The organism is Arcticibacterium sp. SM2516 (genome assembly GCF_057914865.1).
Genome location: NZ_CP195290.1, coordinates 4,936,287 through 4,958,967 on the forward strand (window position 1 = coordinate 4,936,287; position 22,681 = coordinate 4,958,967).

18 protein-coding genes and 2 tRNA genes are annotated in these 22,681 nt (G+C 35.4%); 10 read left to right on the forward strand and 10 right to left on the reverse strand.

Annotation, left to right across the window (positions count from 1 at the left end):
* Positions 1–4: 4 nt before the first annotated feature.
* The 8 genes from ACSBFT_RS20220 to ACSBFT_RS20255 all read right to left on the reverse strand — a co-directional run bounded on the left by ACSBFT_RS20220 (position 5) and on the right by ACSBFT_RS20255 (position 9,924).
* Positions 5–520, reverse strand: coding sequence for a plasmid pRiA4b ORF-3 family protein (locus ACSBFT_RS20220; protein ID WP_489602215.1), 516 nt, complete (start codon positions 518–520; stop codon positions 5–7).
* 86 nt (positions 521–606) lie between these two features.
* Positions 607–1,809, reverse strand: a complete 1,203-nt coding sequence (locus tag ACSBFT_RS20225) for an ATP-binding protein (protein ID WP_489602216.1) — start codon at positions 1,807–1,809, stop codon at positions 607–609.
* An 86-nt stretch (positions 1,810–1,895) separates the two neighbouring features.
* Positions 1,896–4,589 carry a CRISPR-associated helicase Cas3' gene (gene cas3, locus ACSBFT_RS20230; protein WP_489602217.1) on the reverse strand — a complete coding sequence of 898 codons (2,694 nt, stop codon included), beginning with the start codon at positions 4,587–4,589 and terminating at the stop codon, positions 1,896–1,898.
* Positions 4,567–5,364 (reverse strand): type I-B CRISPR-associated protein Cas5b, encoded by a 798-nt coding sequence (cas5b, locus tag ACSBFT_RS20235; protein WP_489602218.1) that lies wholly within the window; start codon positions 5,362–5,364, stop codon positions 4,567–4,569. Before cas5b ends, cas3 begins: the two co-directional genes overlap by 23 nt.
* A gap of 11 nt (positions 5,365–5,375) precedes the next feature.
* Positions 5,376–6,302, reverse strand: coding sequence for a type I CRISPR-associated protein Cas7 (locus ACSBFT_RS20240; RefSeq protein ID WP_489602219.1), 927 nt, complete (start codon positions 6,300–6,302; stop codon positions 5,376–5,378).
* A gap of 33 nt (positions 6,303–6,335) precedes the next feature.
* A complete protein-coding gene (locus tag ACSBFT_RS20245) occupies positions 6,336–8,213 on the reverse strand; it encodes a hypothetical protein (RefSeq protein WP_489602220.1) in 1,878 nt (625 codons plus the stop codon).
* On the reverse strand, positions 8,155–8,937 hold the full coding sequence (gene cas6, locus ACSBFT_RS20250; protein WP_489602221.1) for a CRISPR-associated endoribonuclease Cas6: 783 nt from the start codon (positions 8,935–8,937) through the stop codon (positions 8,155–8,157). Before cas6 ends, ACSBFT_RS20245 begins: the two co-directional genes overlap by 59 nt.
* Before the next feature lie 63 nt (positions 8,938–9,000).
* Positions 9,001–9,924, reverse strand: coding sequence for a helix-turn-helix transcriptional regulator (locus ACSBFT_RS20255; protein ID WP_489602222.1), 924 nt, complete (start codon positions 9,922–9,924; stop codon positions 9,001–9,003).
* A 405-nt stretch (positions 9,925–10,329) separates the two neighbouring features.
* Here ACSBFT_RS20255 and ACSBFT_RS20260 point away from each other — a divergent pair, with 405 nt between their 5' ends.
* The 3 genes from ACSBFT_RS20260 to ACSBFT_RS20270 are packed head-to-tail and all read left to right on the forward strand — an operon-like array spanning position 10,330 to position 11,266.
* A complete protein-coding gene (locus ACSBFT_RS20260) occupies positions 10,330–10,638 on the forward strand; it encodes a helix-turn-helix transcriptional regulator (RefSeq protein ID WP_489602223.1) in 309 nt (102 codons plus the stop codon).
* A 2-nt stretch (positions 10,639–10,640) separates the two neighbouring features.
* The gene (locus tag ACSBFT_RS20265) at positions 10,641–10,985 is read left to right on the forward strand and encodes a hypothetical protein (RefSeq protein WP_489602224.1); all 345 of its coding nucleotides are present in this window, start codon (positions 10,641–10,643) and stop codon (positions 10,983–10,985) included.
* Positions 10,985–11,266: a hypothetical protein gene (locus ACSBFT_RS20270; protein WP_489602225.1), complete on the forward strand. Its 282-nt coding sequence runs from the start codon at positions 10,985–10,987 to the stop codon at positions 11,264–11,266. Before ACSBFT_RS20265 ends, ACSBFT_RS20270 begins: the two co-directional genes overlap by 1 nt.
* A gap of 345 nt (positions 11,267–11,611) precedes the next feature.
* On the opposite strand, the gene ACSBFT_RS20275 is transcribed toward ACSBFT_RS20270, so the two are convergent.
* A tRNA-Arg gene (locus ACSBFT_RS20275) sits at positions 11,612–11,683 on the reverse strand.
* 44 nt (positions 11,684–11,727) lie between these two features.
* Positions 11,728–12,990, reverse strand: coding sequence for a GTPase HflX (gene hflX, locus ACSBFT_RS20280; RefSeq protein WP_463046931.1), 1,263 nt, complete (start codon positions 12,988–12,990; stop codon positions 11,728–11,730).
* Positions 12,991–13,472: 482 nt separating this feature from the next.
* Here hflX and smpB point away from each other — a divergent pair, with 482 nt between their 5' ends.
* The 7 genes from smpB (at position 13,473) to nrfD (ending at position 22,667) form a co-directional block, all read left to right on the forward strand.
* Positions 13,473–13,928 (forward strand): SsrA-binding protein SmpB, encoded by a 456-nt coding sequence (gene smpB, locus ACSBFT_RS20285; RefSeq protein ID WP_463046930.1) that lies wholly within the window; start codon positions 13,473–13,475, stop codon positions 13,926–13,928.
* 109 nt (positions 13,929–14,037) lie between these two features.
* Positions 14,038–14,547, forward strand: coding sequence for an HNH endonuclease (locus ACSBFT_RS20290; RefSeq protein ID WP_463046929.1), 510 nt, complete (start codon positions 14,038–14,040; stop codon positions 14,545–14,547).
* Between the two features lie 152 nt (positions 14,548–14,699).
* Positions 14,700–16,502, forward strand: a complete 1,803-nt coding sequence (gene rpsA / locus ACSBFT_RS20295; protein ID WP_489602226.1) for a 30S ribosomal protein S1 — start codon at positions 14,700–14,702, stop codon at positions 16,500–16,502.
* 125 nt (positions 16,503–16,627) lie between these two features.
* Positions 16,628–16,698: transfer RNA gene (locus tag ACSBFT_RS20300), tRNA-Cys, on the forward strand.
* A gap of 251 nt (positions 16,699–16,949) precedes the next feature.
* Positions 16,950–18,155 carry a c-type cytochrome gene (locus ACSBFT_RS20305; protein WP_463046926.1) on the forward strand — a complete coding sequence of 402 codons (1,206 nt, stop codon included), beginning with the start codon at positions 16,950–16,952 and terminating at the stop codon, positions 18,153–18,155.
* A gap of 56 nt (positions 18,156–18,211) precedes the next feature.
* On the forward strand, positions 18,212–21,250 hold the full coding sequence (locus ACSBFT_RS20310; protein WP_489602227.1) for a TAT-variant-translocated molybdopterin oxidoreductase: 3,039 nt from the start codon (positions 18,212–18,214) through the stop codon (positions 21,248–21,250).
* Positions 21,251–21,305: 55 nt separating this feature from the next.
* Positions 21,306–22,667, forward strand: coding sequence for an NrfD/PsrC family molybdoenzyme membrane anchor subunit (gene nrfD / locus ACSBFT_RS20315; RefSeq protein WP_463046924.1), 1,362 nt, complete (start codon positions 21,306–21,308; stop codon positions 22,665–22,667).
* The last annotated feature ends 14 nt before the right edge of the window (positions 22,668–22,681 follow it).

Here is a 22,681-nt window from a genome sequence, read left to right on the forward strand (position 1 = left end):
TATATTAAGACTGTTCATCCCATAGGTCATTTAAGAAAACACGAGCATCTTCAATGTCGAAATCATCAGGGTCTACTTCTTCATTATCTTTCATTTCTGCGTAGCCCCAAACTCCACCGCAGTCTTCAGGTGGACAGGCTCCTTTTCCTGCCAAAATTATAGGCCGAAGTAAGTTACCTTCTTCAATAGCCTCAACAGTGATTAGATGCATCCAGTCGTCTCCGAAATCATAGATATAAACCATTGTTTGTCCTTTCCGAGTAAAGACATCTTCCACATCGTTCTCCATACTATCTTCATCTGATTCAAAAATGTCATCTTCCTCATTATAAGGTGCATAATCAGGTTTAGAACCCCAGCCCTTTGGCGAAAACTGATACAAGTGATAGTTGTCCCAGCCAAAAGTCATTTGGATAATCTCATGGAGTGTATGTAAGCTGATATTACCTGGTACCTTTACTTTTCGCCACACAGGTGGTTTGCTGATATTTTTTAGTTGTATTTTTAATTGGTAAATCATGGATAAAGAATGTTTTATCTGAAATTATACGATTATGGATTTAATGACAACCATTTGTTGAGAATTCTTTTGCCCATAATTTCATGTCAATACAAAAATCCAAAGAGCCAAAGCGGAATGGTATTTCCGATGCCCGTTTCTATCTCGTCTTTGGCTAAAAACGCATTTTCAATTCCCGCAACCTGCTTCCCATCTTTGTTTTTTCCACCTACTTCTATGGTAATTCCTGATTGGTCTAAATAGAAATCACCTTTCTTTGGAAGAGAAACTTCTAATCCTGCGTTTCTGAGCTGATTAATAATAAAGGTTTCCCGCATATTGCCTATTTCAGGATTCGAGAACAAAGCATAAGAAAGATTACTATTATCTAGATATAACTTGTCGGGCTTTTGTAAAGTAGAAACACCCTTGCCCGTTTGGTGAAGTTGACTAATCAAATGAGCCGATTCCAAATGCCCCAAATAAAGGTAAATCAGGTCTCTACTTACACCCGTTTTCCTACTAATCTCAGATACATTTGGCTTAAATGGCACAGATTCGGCTACCACTCTAAGCAGCTTCTTTACCTTTTTATTAGCCTCGGCACTGTAGCCTTCTATGTAATTCAGGTCTGTGTCAATCACGGTATTAATGACCTGTACCAATCGCTGTAAATAATCCGATTCCTGAATTTCTAAATGAAAAGGGTAGTACCCATTTCTTAAATAGGCTTTGAGCAGCGGTATGACTTGTATTTGCTCCGCAATTTGTGCAGATAGTCTTCTAACATCGGTGAAAATGTTTTCTATTTCAATCTTTTCAAATTTCTGGTTGAGCGAAAAATTAATATACTCTCTGAAAGAAAGGCCATGAAGCTGATAGACGGAAGCCCTTCTGCTTAAATCAGACTCTCCCCTAAAAATATCAAGAGCAGAGGAGGCCGAGAAAACTATTTTAAGCTCCGGAAAACCATCATAAATAACTTTTAACTCTCTAGACCAACGCTCATATTTATGAACCTCATCTATAAACAAATGCCTGCCGCCGTTTATGTAGAATTCCTTTGCAAAATCATAAAGAGAGTTGGTGAAAAAATAAGGGTGCTCCAGTGTGGCATATAAAGCTAATGGAGAACCCGTTTCAAAATTCCCTTTGATGTATTGTAACATCATGGTGGTTTTACCCGTACCACGAGGCCCCTTAATGCCCATCATTCGCACAGACCAATCTATCTCCTCATAGAGGTATCTAAATCGCTCCGTTTGCGTATTTTTTATTAAATTGTCGTGATATGACCACAATTCTTCCATGTTATTGTATGTTTTTCACGACAAAAGTACGATTATTTTTAAGAACTAGTTCGATTTCATTGTGAGTGTAGGAGACCATAAATGGGTTAAATAAATAAGTCCGTTTCAAATTGGCTATCATCAATCCCACCTTCTAATGAATAAACTTTTTCCCAATGCGATAAATAGATTAAACCAAACTTCTCAAAGACCTCATCTTCATGGTCACAATATGACAATAGTTCCTTGTTTAGTTTTGAGTCAGTGAAGATGGAAAACATAAACTTGGACATTATTCCTCCAATCTGTTTCTTGTTTATCATTTTTCTTATGAAATCAGACTCGCCAAAAACGATATTTTTATATATGTCAAAAACAATTTCACCACTAACTTGTGAGAAGTCATTTGAATTAAAATTGTCATAAAATGCTAGTTCGGCTTTCGTAAACCATTTTCTGTCAATTTTCAACGGTACAAAGACGGAGGTTGTTTGTGTGTCAATTAGTTTGAACTCATCACTTACTTTTCGAAAATGAAACCTTTTAAAGTTATCAAGGTAGTCTTGGATATTTTCAAAGACTTCGCTTTGATTTAACTTATTGATACTGTTATTAACACTATCATATAACAAATCAAAATTCTTACTTTCAAGTATATTTTTATAAATAGGAAAAGTTAGTCGCTGCTGATATCGCTTGTCTGTTCCATAAATTTTGGCTTCACGATCATAGTTGAAAATGAAAACTTTAGAGCCGCTTTTGCTCGCATTTCGATTAACTCTACCAGCTAATTGTTCATCACTATCAACTAGAGAGCGGTCTTTAAAACCAATGTCCATATCTATATCTACACCTGCTTCAATCACCTGAGTAGTAATTACCAGAGTTTTTTGAAAGATTTTTTCTTTAATGGCGTGAATGATTTCTTGGCGTCGAGGTTCAAGTATAGTCCCAGAAATCAAATACTTTTCATAATCATGGAATCTACCATCCTTTTCAATCAATCGATAGAATGCGGATGCTGATTTTTTAATGATAAATTCAACTAAACCGTTGGAGGTGTTCTCATTGTTAATGGCATACTTTTCTAATTCTAAATAAACTACATCTGCTAAGTTTTCTAATTTAATGGTTTGATTTCCTGTTTCTCCGAGCAATGAAAAATCAAAAGTAACTCGGTCTTTAAAATTGGGGTTAGTAAAGTATTCATTTTTATTTGTGATTAAAGCCTGAACCTTCCCTTTTGCTTCTCTACTTAACTTATCAATCTTTGGCAAAGTGGCGGACATTAAAACAAATCTGATATTAAAATGCTTAGAATAATGATGTAGAAAGAAGACTATTTTATCCCAATGCTTTGGGGTATAGGTTTGTAATTCGTCAATAATAACAACGGAGTTGCTCATTCGATGCAAAATATAATTGTCATCTTTTCCATTGCCTTTCAGGATGTTAAAAAATTTTACATGAGAAAGTAATGTAAATGGGTAATTGATAAATAGATTATTGATATAATTTAATTTTTTATCTCCGAAAAGGCCGTCTTCGTTATCTTCTTTTTCGCTGGTATGAAATCCACCTTTTGAATGTAGTTGAATAACCTTATCATTCTCTATCTGCAAAGTTTCCTTAATGCTCTTAAAAGTTTGTGTTATCAAGGTTGTAAAAGGGAATACGTAAAAGACTTTATTCAATCGTTCATCTGATTTTAGCAATTCCAATGCACAAGCAAATGAAATATTCGTTTTCCCACTACCCGTTGGGGCTTCTAAATAAAATAGTCTCTTGTCAATCTTTTGGCGAAGTGCAGTAATCGCTTCTGCCGCCATCTTTTGGCGTAATTGATTTAGATTTTTATTACTGCGTTCTTGTAGTTCAGAAAAGTTCAGTTGATTGAAATACTCAATTTTTTTGTAAAGTTCGCCATTGTATTGAGCCCCTTTATTATTTATGAAATTCTGTAAAAGTTCGTTTTTGAAGCCTTTATCAATTAATCCAAAATCTTTTATAGGCAAATCGCCCATAAAGTCGTTTGTGGCATAATAATCAGAAGCGGTTAAAAGAGAAAAGTTAAGTTTTAGTAAAGCGTAGAATGAGAAATAATAACTTCCTTCTTTGTCATGTTTCTTCAGTTCGTTATCAATTACTCCAGGAATGTTTAGAATTAAATGCTTAGTTGGTTTGGTTAAAGCGTTGTCAAATAATTTCAAGTATGACTCTAATCCTGCAAGCCTTTCCTCGTCAAATTCTATGTGATGTTCAAAAAAACTTGAATGATGTTTTAAAATAGGATTGGCAAATAAATAAGTAACAAAGATTAAGAAATTTAACTCCGAATTTGATAGATTTTGCTTTTCTGTAATTTCCTTTAAATGGACATTTAAAAAAATAAAGGCACTTAAAATAGAATGTTGTGAGCCTATTTTATTGTTCTTATTTGGCTTAAAAAAGCCTTTATCCTGCATTTTTTCGATTTGGAAATTCTCATTTACTTTTCCATAATCGTGATATATTAAAGCATTTACAAAAAGGCGTTTTACAAAATTACCAACAAATTCTATTTCTTCAATTTTTGAATTTATCCTTATTAAATCATGTATCAAGCTATCCATTACGTTATCTTGTCCATGAGCAATGACCAAACTTGATGCGTAGTTCATTACTAAATGGACATGCTCATGTAGTTTTTCAAATTCACGAACATTATGGGTATGAGCATGATACTTTTCAAAATCACTTAAAACATGCTCAATTTTGGTTTCCTCTAGAATTAAATCTTTAAAAGACTTGAATAACGTCATTGTTGTTGAGTAAGTAGAGATTCTCTATTTCATAATCTTTTTTTAATTTGAAAGAAGTCAAAACAAAAGGTTGATATTCATATTGGAACAATTCTTCATCATAACCAGTGGGCAACCTTTCAAAGTAGGCAAAGTCGTTTTTTGTAAAATCAATATCCCAGGCTGGAACATCGTCATCGACCATTTTACCATCCTTAAGTATCATTTTTTTGATAAATAGAGAATTGACTTGATAACTATGTTTCGGTTCAAACTTTTCATACTTATACGTTTGAACATTTTCCCACCAAAGTGAGAAATCATTTTTACCTAAATAAGGAAGGAATTCAGCTTCATGATTTTGGATTCTTTGAGTTAGTTCCAGATTGTCGGTTAAAAGATAAATACGGTAAGATGGTTTTATTAATATTTGTTCAATTACATTAATTGTCGCTCCAAAAGTGGAAACATCTTTACCGCCTATGTTTTTTAACGTAGATAGGTTCGCAATACCTGTTGAGTTATTATATTTTATCGTGGTCTTTTGAAAATTTCCTTTCTCATGATTAATTGGTTGAATACCAATCCTAATAGGATTCTCATTGCAAAACTTTTCTAAATATTCAGGCTTTTTTTTATTACCCTTAAAGCCACTATATCCCATAATTGCACCCAAAACCCCTAAAATACATGGTTTGTGCATCATATTATAAGTAAGATAAACAGGTGAATTAGTGTCGGGCTTTTTTAGGAAACCAAAATCTGCCTTAATATCAAATGATATAATTTCTTTCATTTTAACAGTTTTTAGTTTAAATCAAAAGTCTTTGCCAAGGCTGGTGCATTTAAAATTATCGTATTCTCTGATTGATAATAAATTTCAATTGCTTCTAAGTCATTAGGATATTTTTCTAATAATGATTTTATTCTGGAAAAATCAAATGTGATTTTTCCATTTGTTTTTGAAACTTCCTCTTTTGTGATTAATGAGTTAAAATTTGGAAGTACGAGTTTTGAGTCTTCTTTAAGTTTTACCCAAAATAATAATTCATTATCTGTTCCTGCTTTTGATGTACTATCGTAATAGGTAACACCTTTACACATTGCATCTTTTAGCTTTTCAATATCAGAATCTGTAAGTTTGAAATCACTATTAATCGGATTTATTGAAAAGTGATGAATATAATGACCCTCTTGAAGTTTTGTTGAACGCCCGATTGTCGTCATGCCATCGCCTTCGTCTGTTGCAACTGGTGATTTGATTTGCTCACTAAAAATGTTGTTTTCCTTCCAAATATTAATTCCGTGATTGATTTGTACCGCTCCATGAATAGATACATTTGAATGACCAGCATATGTCGCTCCAAAACATCGAATATCAAGGCAATCAAGTAAGTGTGATTTTAATTTTAACTTATCTACAATCTCATGCTCTTTAGCTTTTTTACCTTCTCCTTTAGTGATTATTTTTGTAGGAAAAGCTTGAAAGTGATGAAGAAATAATCCATCTAAAGTTTTAGGATTGCCATTTTCATCGCTACGAGTAAAATAAAATACTTTCTCTCTTGGGTACATTTTATCCCAATAATTTCGAACAGTATACTTGAAGGCTTTATCAGTAGCATAAACAGTTCCGTCAGGCAAAGTTCTTGGCTGGCTACTAAAATCAGCATTATAATTTGAATTGATTGATTTTACAATTACACAGCCGAATACTCTATTTTTATATGACATTATTTTAGAATTTATAAAGTGATTGAATTATTATTAGTTAATATTTTCTTCTTTTTGTTCGGAGAACAGTTGATTGTTATCAAAGAAGCCTGCTAAAAATTCTGGCAAATAATCTTTTACATTATCCGTAGTTTCATAATCCATAACTTGAGCAAAAACTTTCCCAAATTTACTAGTAACCTCTTTGTGCTTATACATTGCAAAGAAATTTGCCATAGCTTTTTGCAATAGCCTGCAATCCGTTTTTTGTAAGAATGTTTCTAAACGATTATAACTTTTATCGTTTGTCTCGCTCTTAGAAAAAAGATATCGAATACACTGCCCAGCTAAATAGGCGAATTCATCTACGCTATTTATTAAAGCGTTTTGAGTAATAATTTCATCTACTTTATTTCGATGCTTTTCAATTTTTGAAATCATATCAATTGATTTTTTATAATTTGACGAATGGAAATAATTATATAAGCTGAACCAAATATTGAGCTTATTTAAAATTTGAAACCTTTTTGAATGTTGGTCTTTTTGAGTATCATATTCATCTGTTTTAATATCCTCCAATATTCCTTTAAGTAAAATATCGTCAAACATTAGTTGAGAAACGGCTTCAGTTTTTGATTTATAGATAAAGTCATAAAAGGCTTTTCTATATTTTAAGAATTGATTGAAATAACTATGTGTTGTGTATTTAGTGTCAAATTTCTCTTCTCCAAAATAGCTTATATAAAAATCATCACGAATATTCAGTATTGGTTTAGCAATGTGTTGTTCAAAATCAAAGACATTTTCAAGCTTCAAAGCATTAAAGTCATTTTTACTTAAAGGGAAGATTTTTTTAATTTGAATATCTAATGAATAATTAAAAGTTGAAACGAAATCAATATCCACAACTCTACTATAATCAGCACCTGCAAAAAATATAAGATAATAGTTGTGCAATTCATCTTTGGCATCACCCAACATTTTTTTTATCATTTCGTCATATCTAATCTTGCCATCTTGTTTTAGAATTTTAACAGCACTTTCAATTTCCCCTTTGTAAATAAACAATGGGAATGGTTTAGGTAAATACTTTTGGATAGAATAGAACTGTTCTATTTTCGCAGCAGCAGCTTCATTAATCCAAAAGTTGTTTTGATTAACTCCTGTAACATGACTTAAAAAGGGCTTATCAGCATTTACATTATGTAAACCTGCATAAACACCAATTCTTTCCGTTTTATGCAATTGTTCGATATTGAAATATCTTTGAGCCAAATATCTTTGGCTAACTGTTAAAAAATCTTCATCATTCAATCCCTTTAAGAACAAACAAATACATTCTGTATTCTTTAAATCAGATAGAATCTCAAATTTTTCTAAGTAATCTATTAAATGTTTTTCACAAAAAAGTTGTAGTCTTCTGATACTTTCTTTGTGCTTCATATCATCTAATATATAAACTGAAGCTGCTTTGAAATAAGCTTCAATTTGGCTGTTAATAAAAGTCTTACTTCTATCTCTTTCGGGATTAGTATAGTTTTTCTTTGAAAACCCAATTCCAAAAGGCGTTGCAATAGTTGAAAATAAACCAGAAGAAGAATTAAAGCTTTTATTTGTACCACCTCCCATAACTTGAGAATTTTGAAAAAAGCTATTGCACTTCTTCAAATGCTCTGAGAGAAAATTGTCATTCTGAGAATAAAATCCTATGTATTCTTCTTTAATTTTACCACCCTCATCAACATTTATCAAATTTCCCTGTTCATCAATATCTAAAAGAATATAAAGCCCATCTTTAGGTTGTAGATTGTTTGTGAATACCTCTTTAGGAAGAGTATCTACAAAATTGATTATTTCGTGTATCATAAATTTTTTATTTAACCATCCCCATCCCTTGTCCATTAAATCTCCCAAACCCACTGTAATACCCACATCGTATTACTTCTATGGGGGCTGATAGTTTGAACTCAAAATTGTGGTATCCTTTTATTTGGGTTTCGGCTTTACTTTGTTCTTTGATGCTAAATTTTCGAGAGCTTATTTTTTTAGGGTCTGTTAAAAGCTTGTATTTGATTTCCTTTGGCGAAAGGGCTTCTCCAGTTGCATTATGGTATTTGTCTGCCAAATTCAGGCTTAATAACTCTGCAAATTCTGGCTCTTCTGGTTTTAGATATTTGTCGTATTCTCCTTCCAGCGTTTGGGCAACGTTCATTGGAGCCCAAGCTTTAAATGTCATACTTGGCGAAAATTCGGGTTCAGGCAGCGTGGCGATTTGACCAATTTGGAAATTCGCTCTAAATCTATGGTTCTCCATTTTTAATTTTTGGTCTCTAAAAACACCTACTATAAATTTCTCAGCTGCTTTGTCCATGTAAAAAGAGAGGTCTAGGAAAAAGCTTTCTCCCTTTATCAGCATGCCATCTCTATTAAAACTATACTCGTTTCGTCCTGGATTAAAATGAAAAGGTGAGAAGGTGAAATACTTAAATCGTTTTCGGTTGTGTTCTGAGGTATAGCCTTCTTGGTGTAGAAAATTGGCATATGACTCATCTGCCAATTTTAAACGCTCATAAATCCACGCCATCAGCAGGTAATTGTAATTCCATGTAATGGCCGTAGCCGAAGTAGGATTATGTAATGTTAATCTAAATCTCATTTCTGTCTTTATCGTTGGTCAAAACTAGCAAGTGAGTTACGCAGCAGATGCCGCACCCACCCTCTAGAACTTAATTTGTTTGATTTTTTCTGCCATGTGTATTTTCAAAGTCTCATTTTCTACTATTTCTACGACGTAATGTGCATAGCCAAGAAGGAAGTTTTGTAGGCCATAAAACCGGTGATTCACTTTACATATTAAATCGTATTCATCTTCTTTGTCAGGAGCAGGAGTGAGAGCTGACTTGGATAAAGGGTAGCGTTCTATGAGCTCGTTATAACCGCCTATCTTTAAACGTACATGTATGGGCACTTGATTTTTATCTGCTATCTTGAATATGTCCGTAGCTATAATGTTATGCTTCCCTTCGTTCTCCCAATCATCATCTAGCTGCCTTACTCGCTCTATGCGGCTAATTCTATAGTGCCGTATTTCATTTCTTTCTAAATCAAAGGCATGTAGAATGTCTTCTTCTACAGATATATGAAAAGGCTCAATGGTCCTATCGTTATGTGTGTTGCTATTGGTAGACCTGTAATTATATAATACTACCTTTTGTTTCTCCCGTTTGGCTTTGAAAAGAATGCTGGTTTTGGCTAAGTATGGTTTTGTGAAAATGATATTACCAATTCTAGGTAGATTGGTCAGAGTTTCCAGCTTATTAATGATTCGCCTATGCTCTATTTCATTGGCGTTATGAGTTAAGGCCTGATTAACTAGGTTTTTCTCATGATCAGTTAATATTAGAAGATCTTTGATTTGCTCTGTAGTCTTTTCCGCAGTTAGATAGTAACGATGATTTTGGTCTGATGCTAAATCAAATCCAGCGTTTCGGATATCTTCCAAGTCCCTTAAAATGGTATCTCCACTAACGCCATATATTTCAGCTAGCTTTTTTCGTGTATAGTATCCTGGGTTTTCAATTAGGATTCTTAGAATTTCGAGTATTCGCTTTTTTACGTTAACTCCGTGTGGTTGGAAGTTCATTCAGTTTTATATAAGGCTTTTTAAGTTGCTGAATAAAATTAGAGTATTAATATGTCATTTTAAAGCAAACTGATTAAAAGGTATCAATAAATAAATTAATGTCCTGTATCAATTGAAATGATTCGTCTAGAGGCAGTTGTATATCATTTCAATCTGTATGAATTCGGATAAAAGGATATTTAATTCGTTTGGATGAGTTTTTTTCAGAATAAGTGACACGTATAGGAATGCGATTTTTTTCAATTTTTAGAAAAATTGAAAATTAAGAAAGATCGCTGGAAATTGAGAAAGGTTGCAGGAAATTGCGAAACGTTGTTCAGAGCGATGAATTTAAACCCTTTAAGTGTTTAAGACCCTGTATATTTGCATTGTATTTAATATTTCCACACAAAAAAAAACAAACAAATGAAAGAAGAAAACCGGAGCAATCCACTTTTCACACTAACGGTAAGCGAATTTTTAGACTTGCAAAAAGCCATCTTGAATGATGTGCTGGCCTCTCAAAAATCATCAGGGGGAAAGTCAAGTTACACCACAAGCACTACAGAGTACCTGAACTTTGAAGCCTCAGCAAAATACCTTGGTCTGTCCAAGCCTACCTTTTCCAAGTTGAGAAAGGAAGGTAAAATATCTTGTTATAAAGTTTCGGAAAACAGGGTTATGTTTTCAAAAGGAGACCTGGATAGCTATGTTAACAGCCGAAAGGAAATCTAATTATGGAAGAGCTGATTTGTAAAAAATGTAATGCCGTATTTTCGGGTAGGAGGAATAAGTTATTCTGTACGAATCAATGTAAAATAGCCTTTAATAACGAAAAGTATAGAAAAGCGAATTTGCATTTTCATGAAACCGTCAAAGAAATCAAAAGGAATAGAGAGATTCTGAGAATGCTTTATGAGGTCTTTGGTAGCAATACTCTGCCCGTTTCAATTTTGGCTAAAACTGAGCTGAACTATGGATGCATCACAGGATTTAACTCAAGTGGTCAAACTTTAGTGGGGGAGTACGAAATAAGAAGGAAAGAATTAAACACATTTTATATCCACAAAAGATTAAGATAATGAAAGCCAGATTAAATAAGATAGATTTTGAGACTTGGAACTCATGGGATTTACCGAGGTATACAAAAGTAGTGAGACATGTCCCTTTCGAAAGAATGGAGCATAGCTACAAAACGAAAAATGAGACTATAATAATGCTCAGATTGATTATAGCAGTAATGTCTGCTGCGTTTGTGATATTGCATTGGGATAAAGTGATGAGATTCTATCTATCAATTAGAGCCATTTTGTTAGAAGAGAAACCACTGGATAATCAAGAAGTGACAACACCGATAGTTTAGTCCATTCGTTAGCTTTAAGTTTTCGTTTGCATTACAAACGAAATTATAAGTCCAATTCAAGAGAGTCCGCATGTGGCTTTTGTGAATTGGACTTTATTGTTTAAGGGGTAGTATTAAAAAGTAGAATCAATGACTTCTAAGACTTAGTAGAATTTATAAATTTCTCTTGAAGTCTATAATTCAAGGTGCACATAATGAAATTAAGCAGTTATATTTCACTAATTACAGTATGGGTGTTCAATCTACTTTATTATTGTAATTAAGTTCACTGTTACACTTGCTGTTACCTAGCACTGATATAGTGCGTTAACTTACTGATTAACAGCACGTTAGCGTGCCGAATAGTGGCCCCGCTAGGAATCGAACCTAGATCTAAAGTTTAGGAAACTTCTATTCTATCCATTGAACTACGGGGCCATGAGAAAGACTACTAAATGGTAAGCTTTTACCTTTTAATAAGTTTAATTCTCATCTTCTGTGCCAGAATCTTGATGGCCTTGCCAGTCATAAAGCGGATTTTGCGTTGGATCCCAATTGGGGTATATCGCAAAATGCCTGGTAGTGAGATGCTCCATAAGAACGGATCTTAACTCACTAAGGTTCTCTTTATTTTCAGCGGATATGAAAACCACATTGTCCATGTTTTTGGCCAAATAACTGGTTTTTAGTCGAGATAGGTTTTTCTCTAAATCTTCATCGGTGGCTAAGTGAGCATCAAGACCTTCTTCGGATTCGGGCTTAAATAAATCTAATTTATTAAAAACCAGAATGGTAGGCTTGTCCGCAGCACCAATATCTGCTAGTGTACCGTTAACAACATCTATTTGCTCTTCGAATGACCTATGAGAGATGTCTACCACATGAATGAGTATATCTGCTTCTCTTATTTCGTCTAGTGTCGATTTAAAAGACGCCACTAGGGTGGTTGGGAGTTTTCTAATGAAACCAACGGTGTCTGTAAGAAGGAAAGGAATGTTTCCCAAAACAATCTTCCTGACGGTAGAGTCTATAGTGGCGAAAAGTTTATTTTCTGCAAAAACATCTGTTTTAGCCAAAACTCTCATTAATGTAGATTTTCCTACGTTGGTATAACCTACCAAGGCCACACGTACCAATCGGTCTCTTTCTTTTCTTCTTGTTAAAGATTGAACGTCTATTTTTTCAAGCTTCTTTTTTAAGAAGGAGATTCTGTCTTTTACTATTCGCTTATCGGTTTCTAGCTCCTTTTCTCCAGGCCCTCTCATACCTACACCACCTTTTTGTTTACTAAGGTGAGTCCACATTCGGGTTAGTCTAGGATATAGATATTGATGCTGAGCCAGCTCAACCTGCCTTTTGGCTTGGTCTGATTTGGCTCTTTGAGAAAAAATATTAAGAATAAGGAGACTTCTATCCAAGATTTTTGTGTCCTCAAATTTGGCCTCAAGGTTTCTTACCTGAGATGGAGATAGGTCGTCATCAAAAATAATAGAATCCACTGGATTGGCTAATAGATAAGTTTGTATTTCCTCAAGTTTTCCTTTCCCTACAAACGTCTTATTATCAGGCTTTGGGAGTCTTTGTGTAAATACTTTTTCACAGGTTACTCCAGCAGTACTGGCCAGGAAAGCCAGTTCATCCAAGTATTCTTTAGTTTTTTCTGCATCTTGGTCTTTATTTATCACACCTACCAACACACATTTTTCTTTTTCCTTAGAAGTAGAAAATAAAGGGCTATTCTGCAAACTTGTAATTTGTTTTTAATTCGTCTAAATTGACGTGCCAAAGTTAGTTATAAGAAATAAAAATTCATAGATATATTTGTAACCGATTGATAAAGAGGTGAAAATATATGTGAAAATTTTATAATGTTTTTTTGATTTTTGGAGATTGCACTGATAATACAAACTGGCACAGTATTCGTAACTAGACTATTCGAATCTGATTAAATCTGCAACTAATTTCAGTTACTATTAATTATCAGGTGTTTAAACGGAAAAACTTAAATCTGTTGGAAAATAGAATTGGAGTGCATACATTTGTTATCTAGATGCCACAGACTATAAAAATATTTGAGTGTTGAACTCATAAAGGCTTAATCCGCTTTGTTTCACGTTTACGTGATACACATGGATTATTAGGAAAGCACGTAAGTCGGAATCCCTGTCACTAAAATTGAGGCAGGGATTTTATTTTTATAGCTTTGCAATCTTTTCCCTTAAGTAATATGTCAAGTAAAATTTCAAGTAAAGTAGAGATTAAGAACCGAAAGGCTTCTTACGAGTACCAGTTTATAGATACTTATACGGCTGGTATAGTGCTACGTGGAACCGAGATGAAGTCCATCAGGATGGGTAAAGCAAATATCTCCGATGCCCACTGTTATATTACCAATGGTGAGCTTTTTGTGAAGAATCTTCATATTTCACCTTACGAATTCGGTACGCACTATAACCATGAACCGCTTAGAGAGCGTAAATTGTTGTTGCAGAAAAAGGAATTGAGGAAAATAGAAGGGAAGCTCAAAGATGTTGGTCTAACCATAATTCCAACAAGATTATTTATAAGCGAGAATGGGTTGGCTAAATTAAATATTGCTTTAGCAAAAGGTAAAAAATTGTTCGATAAAAGAGAGAGTATAAAATCTAGAGATACTGAAAGGCAAGAAAGTAGAAAGTTTTAGGTGCTGTTTTAGTATTAATATTATGTTTAAGTAAAGACTTGGCTGTAAGTGCTTGATTTTTCGGTAAAACTATTATCTTCGGGAATCATTTTCAATCAGTTACAAGCAAATGGGCCGGAAAGTTTTAGTTCTAAATGCCGATTTTAGTGCCATCACAGTTTGCACTGTACCTAAAGCCTTTTTGCTCGTTTATTTAAACAAGGCAGAACTCTTGAAAGATGACAATAAGGCTCGTCTAAGAACCGTATCGGTTTCATATCCCCTCCCATCCGTTATAAAACTTAATAATTACGTCAAAGTACCCTATAAAGGTGTGGTTTTGAATAGACAAAACATTTTCAAAAGAGATGGAAATGAATGTGTCTATTGTGGAAGAAATAGAGATTTGACTCTGGATCATGTTATTCCTAAATCTCGAGGAGGTAAAACCAATTGGGTTAACCTAGTGGCAGCATGCAAATCTTGCAATGGTAGAAAAGGTGACAATACACCTGAAGAAGCAGGGATGCCACTGAGCAAAAAACCCTTTAAACCTACATTTGTTATGTTTCTTCGGAATTTCTCTGGCAAAGTAGGAGAAAATTGGGCTCCGTTCTTAGGAGCCAATAAAATGGCTTAGTATTAATTTAGCTATTTAAGCAATTCTTATTTGATTATATATCGCAATTGATTACTTTTGCAGTCCTTTTAAGAGGAATGTTCGATTAATAATTAATTTCTGCGGTATTAGGCTCGTAACGTAGATGTATCAAAGGGCTGATAATAAGATATATGGATAATCAAGAATTTCCAGAATTTGATTGGGACAGAGTTTCAAAGAAAGGTATTGGTGGAGGGTATTCTAGTGCAGAGAAAGAAGAGCTTTCTAAAATCTACGAAGAGACTTTAACGACGATAGAGGAGAAGGATGTAGTAACAGCCACAGTAGTAGGCGTTACAGCACGTGAGGTTTTATTAAATATTGGTTTTAAATCTGACGGAATTGTTTCTAGATCAGAATTTAGAGATTTGCCAAATTTAAAAGTAGGAGACACTGTTCAGGTTTTCATTGAGAAGCAAGAAGATAGCCTTGGGCAGCTTGTTATTTCTCGTAAGAAAGCTAGAATTCTTACTGCTTGGAGTAATATTGAGAAAGCATTTGAGACTGACGAAATTATGGACGCTCTTGTTAAGAGACGTACTAAAGGTGGTCTTATTGTTGATATTCACGGAATTGAGGCATTCTTGCCAGGTTCTCAAATTGATGTGAAGCCTATCAGAGACTTTGATGTATTTGTTAACAAACAAATGGAAGTTAAGGTTGTTAAGATTAATCACACCAACGATAACGTGGTTGTTTCTCATAAAGTACTTATTGAGAAAGACCTTGAAAAACAACGTCAGCAAATTCTTACTAACCTTGAAAAGGGTCAAGTACTTGAAGGTGTTGTTAAGAATATCACAAACTTCGGTGTATTTATTGACCTTGGTGGAGTGGATGGCTTACTGCATATCACAGATATTTCATGGGGTCGTGTTAATCACCCTAACGAGGTTCTTAACCTTGACGAAAAACTTAATGTTGTTGTTCTTGACTTTGATGAAGACAAGAAGCGTATTTCATTAGGTATGAAACAACTTCAAAGTCATCCATGGGATGCCCTTGAGTCTAACTTGGAAGTTGGTTCCCCTGTTAAAGGTAAAATTGTTAATCTTGCAGATTATGGTGCATTCCTTGAAATACACCCAGGTGTAGAAGGATTGATTCACGTATCTGAAATGTCTTGGTCTCAGCATTTACGTAACCCATCTGATTTCTTGCAAATCGGTGACGAAATAGACGCAGTCGTATTGACATTGGATAAAGATGAGAGAAAAATGTCTCTTGGAATTAAGCAGCTTGCTGCAGATCCTTGGACAAAACAAGATCTTCTTAGCAAGTATGCGGTTGGAACTACGCATAAAGGAACTGTAAGAAACTTAACTAACTTCGGTCTTTTCTTAGAATTAGAAGAAGGAATTGATGGTTTAGTTCACGTATCAGATCTTTCTTGGACTAAGAAAATCAAACATCCATCTGACTTTGTTAAGATTGGTGATGAACTAGAAGTAATTGTATTAGAGTTAGACGGAGAAAACAGAAGATTGGCTCTTTCTCATAAGCACTTAGAAGAGAATCCATGGGATGCATTCGAAGGTACTTTTGATGTTGGAACTAAGCATGACTGTACTATCATCTCTAAGTCTGATAAATTGGCAGCATTAGAGCTTCCTTACGGAATCGAAGGTGCAGCTGCATTGAAAAGTTTAGCGAAAGAAGATGGTTCTGTTGGCGAAATAGGCGACAAACTTTCTTTCATAGTTACAGAATTCAATAAAGAGGAGAAGAAAATTATTCTTTCTCATACCAAAATTTGGGATGGTTCTGCTGAAGAGGTAGCTGCAAAGAGCACTAAGAAAGCTGCTGCTAGCAAAGCTAAAACTTCGACAAATCAAACTTCAGAGAAGTCTACTTTAGGTGACTTATCAGCTTTGGCTGCTTTGAAGGAAGAGATGGAAGCTCCTAAGAAAGCTAAGGCTAAGAAGGGAGAGTAGTATTCTCAAAAAGCTTAATTTGAATAGGGACTAGTTTTTCTAGTCCCTATTTCAAAAAAATAAGATTAAGCCCTTTGGCAGTTTGGCATGTCAATTGTAGTTTTGCAGCCAAGGATTAAAAATAGGGTCTCGTGGCCGAGTGGCTAGGCAGTGGTCTGCAAAACCATGTACAGCGGTTCGAATCCGCTCGAGACCTCTCAAGCTCAGTTGTATACAAATTGTCTTTGTTACAGCATCTTTTAAAAATACCATTCTTAAGGACTCAATATTTGAGGATTTAGGATGGTATTTTGTATTTAAGACATTGCTGTTCAGTAAGTTATGCAATTATTTATAACAATTCTAAATTATAGTCAACCACAGAAAAAATCAAAATTCTTTTTTGATGGAACTCTTTCCATGGCTAGATTTGCACTCTCAAAACAAATACACCGTCAATAATAGAATATGTTCAAAACGCATATAAGACCGCTTCTTCTATTATTTATTTCTTTAACAACCGTTACCCTTACTTTTGGGCAAGATGGCGATGCTGCCTTGGGTGAGAAAATATTTAAGAATAACTGTGCTGCATGTCACTCCTCAGGGGCTGATATCGTAGTAGGTCCTGGTCTAAAAGATATCGAAGAAAGAAGAGATTATGATTGGTTGAAAGCTTGGATTATCAATCCCGCCGCCGTAATCGCAAGTGGAGATCAATACGCTGTTGACTTGTACGAAGAGTACAACAAAACGCAGATGACCGCATTCGCTGGTTTCGGAGATGACGAAATTAAGGGAATCTTGGCATACGTTAAAGCTGCTAACGAGGCTGCACCGGCAACGGCTGCTGTTCCTGGAGCTGCAAACGCTGCTGATAATGGAGGTTCTAAAGAAGGAGACTTCTTTAATATCATTTTGGTAACACTATTAGTTTTAATGGGTCTAGTTTTAGTAGCACTTATTGCTGTCTTAAACGTACTCTCAAAATTAACGAAAGGAGAAGGTGAAACCATTGATAATAGAGGTGTAGGCGAGCAGCTTAGAGATTCAGCGAAAGTTGTTTTTCAAAACCCAACTGTTAGAAATGCTATTATCGTGTTATTCCTTTTGTTTGGTGCGAAAGCAACATTTGATGGTCTTTATGGAATAGGGGTACATCAAGGTTATGCTCCAACCCAGCCAATACCGTTTTCTCATAAGCTTCATGCAGGAGATATGGACATTGATTGTGCATATTGCCATACTGGGGTTTATAAAGGCAAGCAAGCAGGTATACCTTCAGCTAGTATATGTATGAACTGTCATAATAGCATTAAGCAAGGTTCGCCAGAAATTCAAAAAATTTATACTGCACTGGAGACTGACCAACCTATTGAATGGGTAAGGGTTCATAATTTACCAGATTTGGCTTACTTTAATCACTCTCAGCATACGAATGTGGCTGGTTTGGATTGTGAGAATTGCCATGGTGAAATTAATAAAATGGAAGTGGTTCAGCAGCGTCATACTTTAACCATGGGTTGGTGTATTGATTGTCACAGACAAACAGACGTTAACGCTAAAGGTAATGCGTATTACGATAAGCTTGTGGAAGCTCATGAAGCGACTTCAATTGGAGGAATGAAAGTGGAGGATATTGGTGGTCTGGAATGTGCCAGATGTCATTATTAAAATATTAATCGTAAGAGATTTTTAGAAAAACCCTTTGTGGGGAAATATAAATACTAATGGAAAATACTACTAAAAGGTATTGGAAGGGGATAGAAGAGTATCGAAATGATATTGAGGTGGTTAAAAACGCGGATCGTGAATTTAACTTAGACGATATCGAAGGAGGAACTCACAGAAGAGACTTCTTGAAAATGCTCGGTTTTGGTGTTGCTGCGGTTTCTTTAGCTGCCTGTGATGCTCCAGTAAGAAAAACTATTCCATATTTAAAGAAACCGGAATCTGTAGAGCCAGGTATTCCTAACTATTTTGCATCTACTTACTTTCAAGGTGGTGATTATGCAAGTATTTTAGTTAAAACAGTAGAGGGTAGGCCTATCAAAATAGAAGGTAACAAACTTTCTAAAGTGACTAAAGGTGGTATGAGCGGTCGTGTTCATGCATCGGTTCTTTCTCTATATGACAACGAAAAACTTCAAGGTCCAAGAAAAGGTGAGTCTGAAATTTCTTGGGAAGATCTAGATAAAGAGGTTATTGCAGGATTAAAGTCTGCATCAAATATCAGAATTGTTTCTTCAACGGTTGTTTCACCAACAGCCAATAAGGTAATAGCTGATTTTACTGCAAATTATCCTTCAGCAGTTCATGTATCTTATGATGCTAATTCTGTATCTGGTTTAATTGCTGCAAATCAGGCTTCTTTTGGTAAAGCAATTGTTCCTTCTTATGATTTTTCTAAAGCCAAGGTAATTGTAGGTATTAATTGTGATTTTCTAGGAAACTGGATTTCTCCTATAGAATATTCGTCTCAATGGGCGGAAGGCCGTAGGTTGAATAGCGGTAAAGATGGAAAGCATGACATGTCTCGTCATTATCAGTTTGAAACTGGAATGACTATCACGGGTGCTTCTGCTGATTACAGAGATATGATAAAGCCATCTGAGGAAGGGGCTTTGTTGATTGCTTTGTATAATAAGTTAACAGGTAATGTTATTGGTAATTCATCTGTTTCTTCTGAACTAGTCAATAAATGTGCAATAGATCTTAAAGCCGCTAACGGACAGGCTTTGGTGGTTTCTGGTTCTAATGATACGGCCATACAAACAATCGTTAACGGAATCAATAGCTTCTTAGGAAGTTATGGAAGTACAATTAGTTTAGCTCGAGCAAACAATACTCGTCAGGGTAGTGATGCTGCTTTAGCAAATTTCGTTAATGAGTTGAAATCAGGGAGCGTAGACGCTGTTATTTTCTTGGATGCCAATCCAGTTTTTAACCAAGCGAATGGTTCTGAACTTGCGACTTTAATTGCAAAGGTTAAAACATCTGTTTCTTTTGCTGATCGTGTAGATGAAACTGCCGCTGCTTGTAAGTATGTAGCACCTGCACCTCATTTCTTAGAGTCTTGGGGAGATGCTTCTCCTAAAACAGGTTCTTATTCACTTCAGCAACCTACTATTTCTTTGATATTTAATACGCGTCAAGCGGAGTCTAGTTTATTATTATGGGCTGGTCTTGATGGTGATTATCATAAATATTTAAAAGCCAACTGGAAAAGTAATGTATTAGGTGGTAAGTCTTGGGTTTCTGCTCTTCATGATGGAGTTCTTGAAACAGGAGAGTTACTTTCAGCCGAAGGTGTTTCTTTCTCGGGTGATTTAGGAGCTGCGGCTTCTAAGGTAGCAGCAACTAAAGGTGGCGGATTAGAGATTAGTGTTTTTGAATCAGTGCCTATGGGTGATGGTTCTCAAGCCAACAATCCATGGCTTCAAGAGATGCCAGATCCAATTACTAAAGTTACTTGGGAGAATACGTTAAACGTGTCTCAAAAAACCGCCAACGAGCAAGGCTTAGAAAAAGGTGATTGGGCTAAATTGACTGTGGGTGATTATAGCATAGAATTACCTGTGTTAATTCAACCTGGCCAAGCTCATAATGTTGTTAGTGTAGCTAAGGGTTACGGTCGTACAGCCGCAGGAAAATGTGGTAATGTAGGAGCGAACGCCATGCCATTTACTAATGGTGTCAATTGGACTGCTAATGCAACAATTGAAAAAACAAAATCAGGATATACTTTAGCACAAACTCAAACGCACGAAACAGTAATGGGTCGTAAGGCCGTTGTTCAGGAGTCTGTATTGAGTGAGTATGTTAATAACAAGAAAGCAGGTAGATTTGAGCCAAAGATAGAGACATCTGAAGGCCCAGTAAATCCATACAGCATTAGCCTATGGGATGGTCATGAGAAAAGGAATCATAGCTGGGGAATGGTCATTGACCTTAACACTTGTACAGGATGTTCTGCTTGTTTGGTTTCATGTCAGGCAGAAAACAACGTTTCTGTTGTTGGAAAGAAAGAGGTGGCTAGAGCTCGTGAAATGCATTGGATTCGTCTGGATCGTTATTACAGCACAGACGCAGATACGACATATAAAATAGACCCAGCATACATTAGAAAAATGGAAGATGCTTCTGAAAATCCAGAAGTGGTGTTCCAACCAATGATGTGTCAGCATTGTAGCAATGCTCCTTGTGAGACGGTTTGTCCAGTATTAGCGACAACGCACAGTTCTGAGGGTTTAAATCAAATGACTTATAACAGATGTGTGGGTACAAGATATTGTGCTAATAACTGTCCTTATAAAGTTCGTCGATTTAACTGGTGGAAATATTATGAAAACGAGGATTTCGATTTCCACATGAATAATGAATTGGGTAGAATGGTTCTTAATCCTGAGGTTACAGTAAGATCTCGTGGTGTGATTGAGAAATGTTCTATGTGTGTTCAAAGAATCCAATCAGGTAAATTGGTTGCAAAGAAAGAGAAGCGTAGACCAGAGGATGGAGAGATAGAAACAGCTTGTTCTCAATCTTGTCCAACTGGAGCTATCACGTTTGGTGACATGTTGGACCCAAATTCTAGAATATCTAAGACCTTAGCGGTTGAGAAGGAAGGTAGAGCATTCCATGTTTTGGAAGAGATTAATGTTCAGCCTCAAGTTAGTTACTTGACTAAGATCAGAAATAAAGATTTAGCTGATGCCAAGGCTTCAGCTCATCAAAAAGAGACTCATACTGAAGTTGAGGCTCACGGTTAATAAAGAATTTTTTAAACGAAAATAATAGGAACTCTTTTATTAAAGGGTAGCAATTATGCAAGTAGTTTCGCCAATTAGAGAACATTTAGTAACGGGAGGTAAGACCCTTCATGATATTACTGAAGACATAAGCAGACATGTAGAAGGAGAACCAACCAAAGAATGGAAAGTGGTTTTCGGTATATCATTAGCTGTTTTGGCTTATGGTGGATACTGGGCTTATCAAACATGGTTTCATGGACTAGGCAACTGGGGTTTAAATAAAACCGTTGGTTGGGCTTGGGATATCACAAACTTTGTATGGTGGGTTGGGATTGGTCACGCTGGTACCCTTATCTCAGCCATTTTGTTATTGTTCCGTCAGAAATGGAGAACATCCATTAATAGAGCTGCTGAAGCAATGACCATTTTTGCGGTATTATGTGCAGGTACTTTTATATTCTTTCACATGGGTAGACCATGGTTGGCATATTGGGCACTGCCACTTCCTAACACTTTCGGTTCGCTTTGGATTAACTTTAACTCCCCTTTAGTTTGGGACGTTTTTGCCATCTCCACTTACTTATCAGTTTCATTACTTTTCTGGTATATTGGTTTAATACCTGATTTAGCTACTATTAGAGATAGAGCTACGGGTCTTAGAAAAACCATTTACGGTGCCCTTTCTATGGGTTGGACAGGTGGAGCGAGAGCTTGGGCTAGATATGAAGATGTATCCTTGATTCTTGCAGGTTTATCAACACCATTAGTACTATCGGTACATACTATTGTATCCATGGACTTTGCCACATCAGTAATACCTGGATGGCATACAACTATCTTCCCTCCATATTTCGTGGCAGGAGCAATTTTCTCGGGTTTCGCAATGGTGCAAAACTTGATGTTAATTGTTAGAGTAGTTTACAAATTGGAAGATTACATTACCATAGAGCATATTTCTTTAATGAATAAAATCATTACGGTTACGGGTTCGATAGTGGGTGTGGCATATATTACAGAGTTCTTTATTGCCGCTTACTCAGGAGTGCAATATGAAAGTTATGCTTTTATAAATAGAGCTACTGGACCTTTATGGTGGTCGTATCTGGCCATGATGACTTGTAATGTTCTTTCTCCTCAAATATTCTGGTTCAAGAAAATGAGAGAAAGTATCGTAGTATCTTTTGTAATAGCAGTAGTAGTTAATATAGGAATGTGGTTTGAGAGATTTGTAATTATTGTTACATCTCTACACAGAGATTACCTTCCTTCTAGTTGGACTTACTTTACCCCAAGAATGGGTGATATTGGAGATTACTTATTTACGTTCGGATTCTTCTTTGTGTGTTTCTTATTGTTTGCCAAATTCCTTCCGGTCATTAACATGGCAGAGGTAAAAGGTGTACTAAAGTCATCTTCAGAAAAGAAATCTAAATAAATCAGACTGTAGCA

Excerpts from the sequence above, each read along its gene's own strand:
- ACSBFT_RS20265 (WP_489602224.1), top strand. The coding sequence starts at position 10,641 with ATGGAAGAGCTGATTTGTAAAAAATGTAATGCCGTATTTTCGGGTAGG.
- ACSBFT_RS20305 (WP_463046926.1), top strand. The coding sequence starts at position 16,950 with ATGTTCAAAACGCATATAAGACCGCTTCTTCTATTATTTATTTCTTTA.
- ACSBFT_RS20240 (WP_489602219.1), bottom strand. The coding sequence starts at position 6,302 with ATGTCATATAAAAATAGAGTATTCGGCTGTGTAATTGTAAAATCAATC.
- ACSBFT_RS20260 (WP_489602223.1), top strand. The coding sequence starts at position 10,330 with ATGAAAGAAGAAAACCGGAGCAATCCACTTTTCACACTAACGGTAAGC.
- nrfD (WP_463046924.1), top strand. The coding sequence starts at position 21,306 with ATGCAAGTAGTTTCGCCAATTAGAGAACATTTAGTAACGGGAGGTAAG.
- cas5b (WP_489602218.1), bottom strand. The coding sequence starts at position 5,364 with ATGAAAGAAATTATATCATTTGATATTAAGGCAGATTTTGGTTTCCTA.
- smpB (WP_463046930.1), top strand. The coding sequence starts at position 13,473 with ATGTCAAGTAAAATTTCAAGTAAAGTAGAGATTAAGAACCGAAAGGCT.
- ACSBFT_RS20255 (WP_489602222.1), bottom strand. The coding sequence starts at position 9,924 with ATGAACTTCCAACCACACGGAGTTAACGTAAAAAAGCGAATACTCGAA.
- rpsA (WP_489602226.1), top strand. The coding sequence starts at position 14,700 with ATGGATAATCAAGAATTTCCAGAATTTGATTGGGACAGAGTTTCAAAG.
- ACSBFT_RS20220 (WP_489602215.1), bottom strand. The coding sequence starts at position 520 with ATGATTTACCAATTAAAAATACAACTAAAAAATATCAGCAAACCACCT.
- ACSBFT_RS20310 (WP_489602227.1), top strand. The coding sequence starts at position 18,212 with ATGGAAAATACTACTAAAAGGTATTGGAAGGGGATAGAAGAGTATCGA.
- cas6 (WP_489602221.1), bottom strand. The coding sequence starts at position 8,937 with ATGAGATTTAGATTAACATTACATAATCCTACTTCGGCTACGGCCATT.
- cas3 (WP_489602217.1), bottom strand. The coding sequence starts at position 4,589 with ATGACGTTATTCAAGTCTTTTAAAGATTTAATTCTAGAGGAAACCAAA.
- ACSBFT_RS20225 (WP_489602216.1), bottom strand. The coding sequence starts at position 1,809 with ATGGAAGAATTGTGGTCATATCACGACAATTTAATAAAAAATACGCAA.
- ACSBFT_RS20290 (WP_463046929.1), top strand. The coding sequence starts at position 14,038 with ATGGGCCGGAAAGTTTTAGTTCTAAATGCCGATTTTAGTGCCATCACA.
- ACSBFT_RS20270 (WP_489602225.1), top strand. The coding sequence starts at position 10,985 with ATGAAAGCCAGATTAAATAAGATAGATTTTGAGACTTGGAACTCATGG.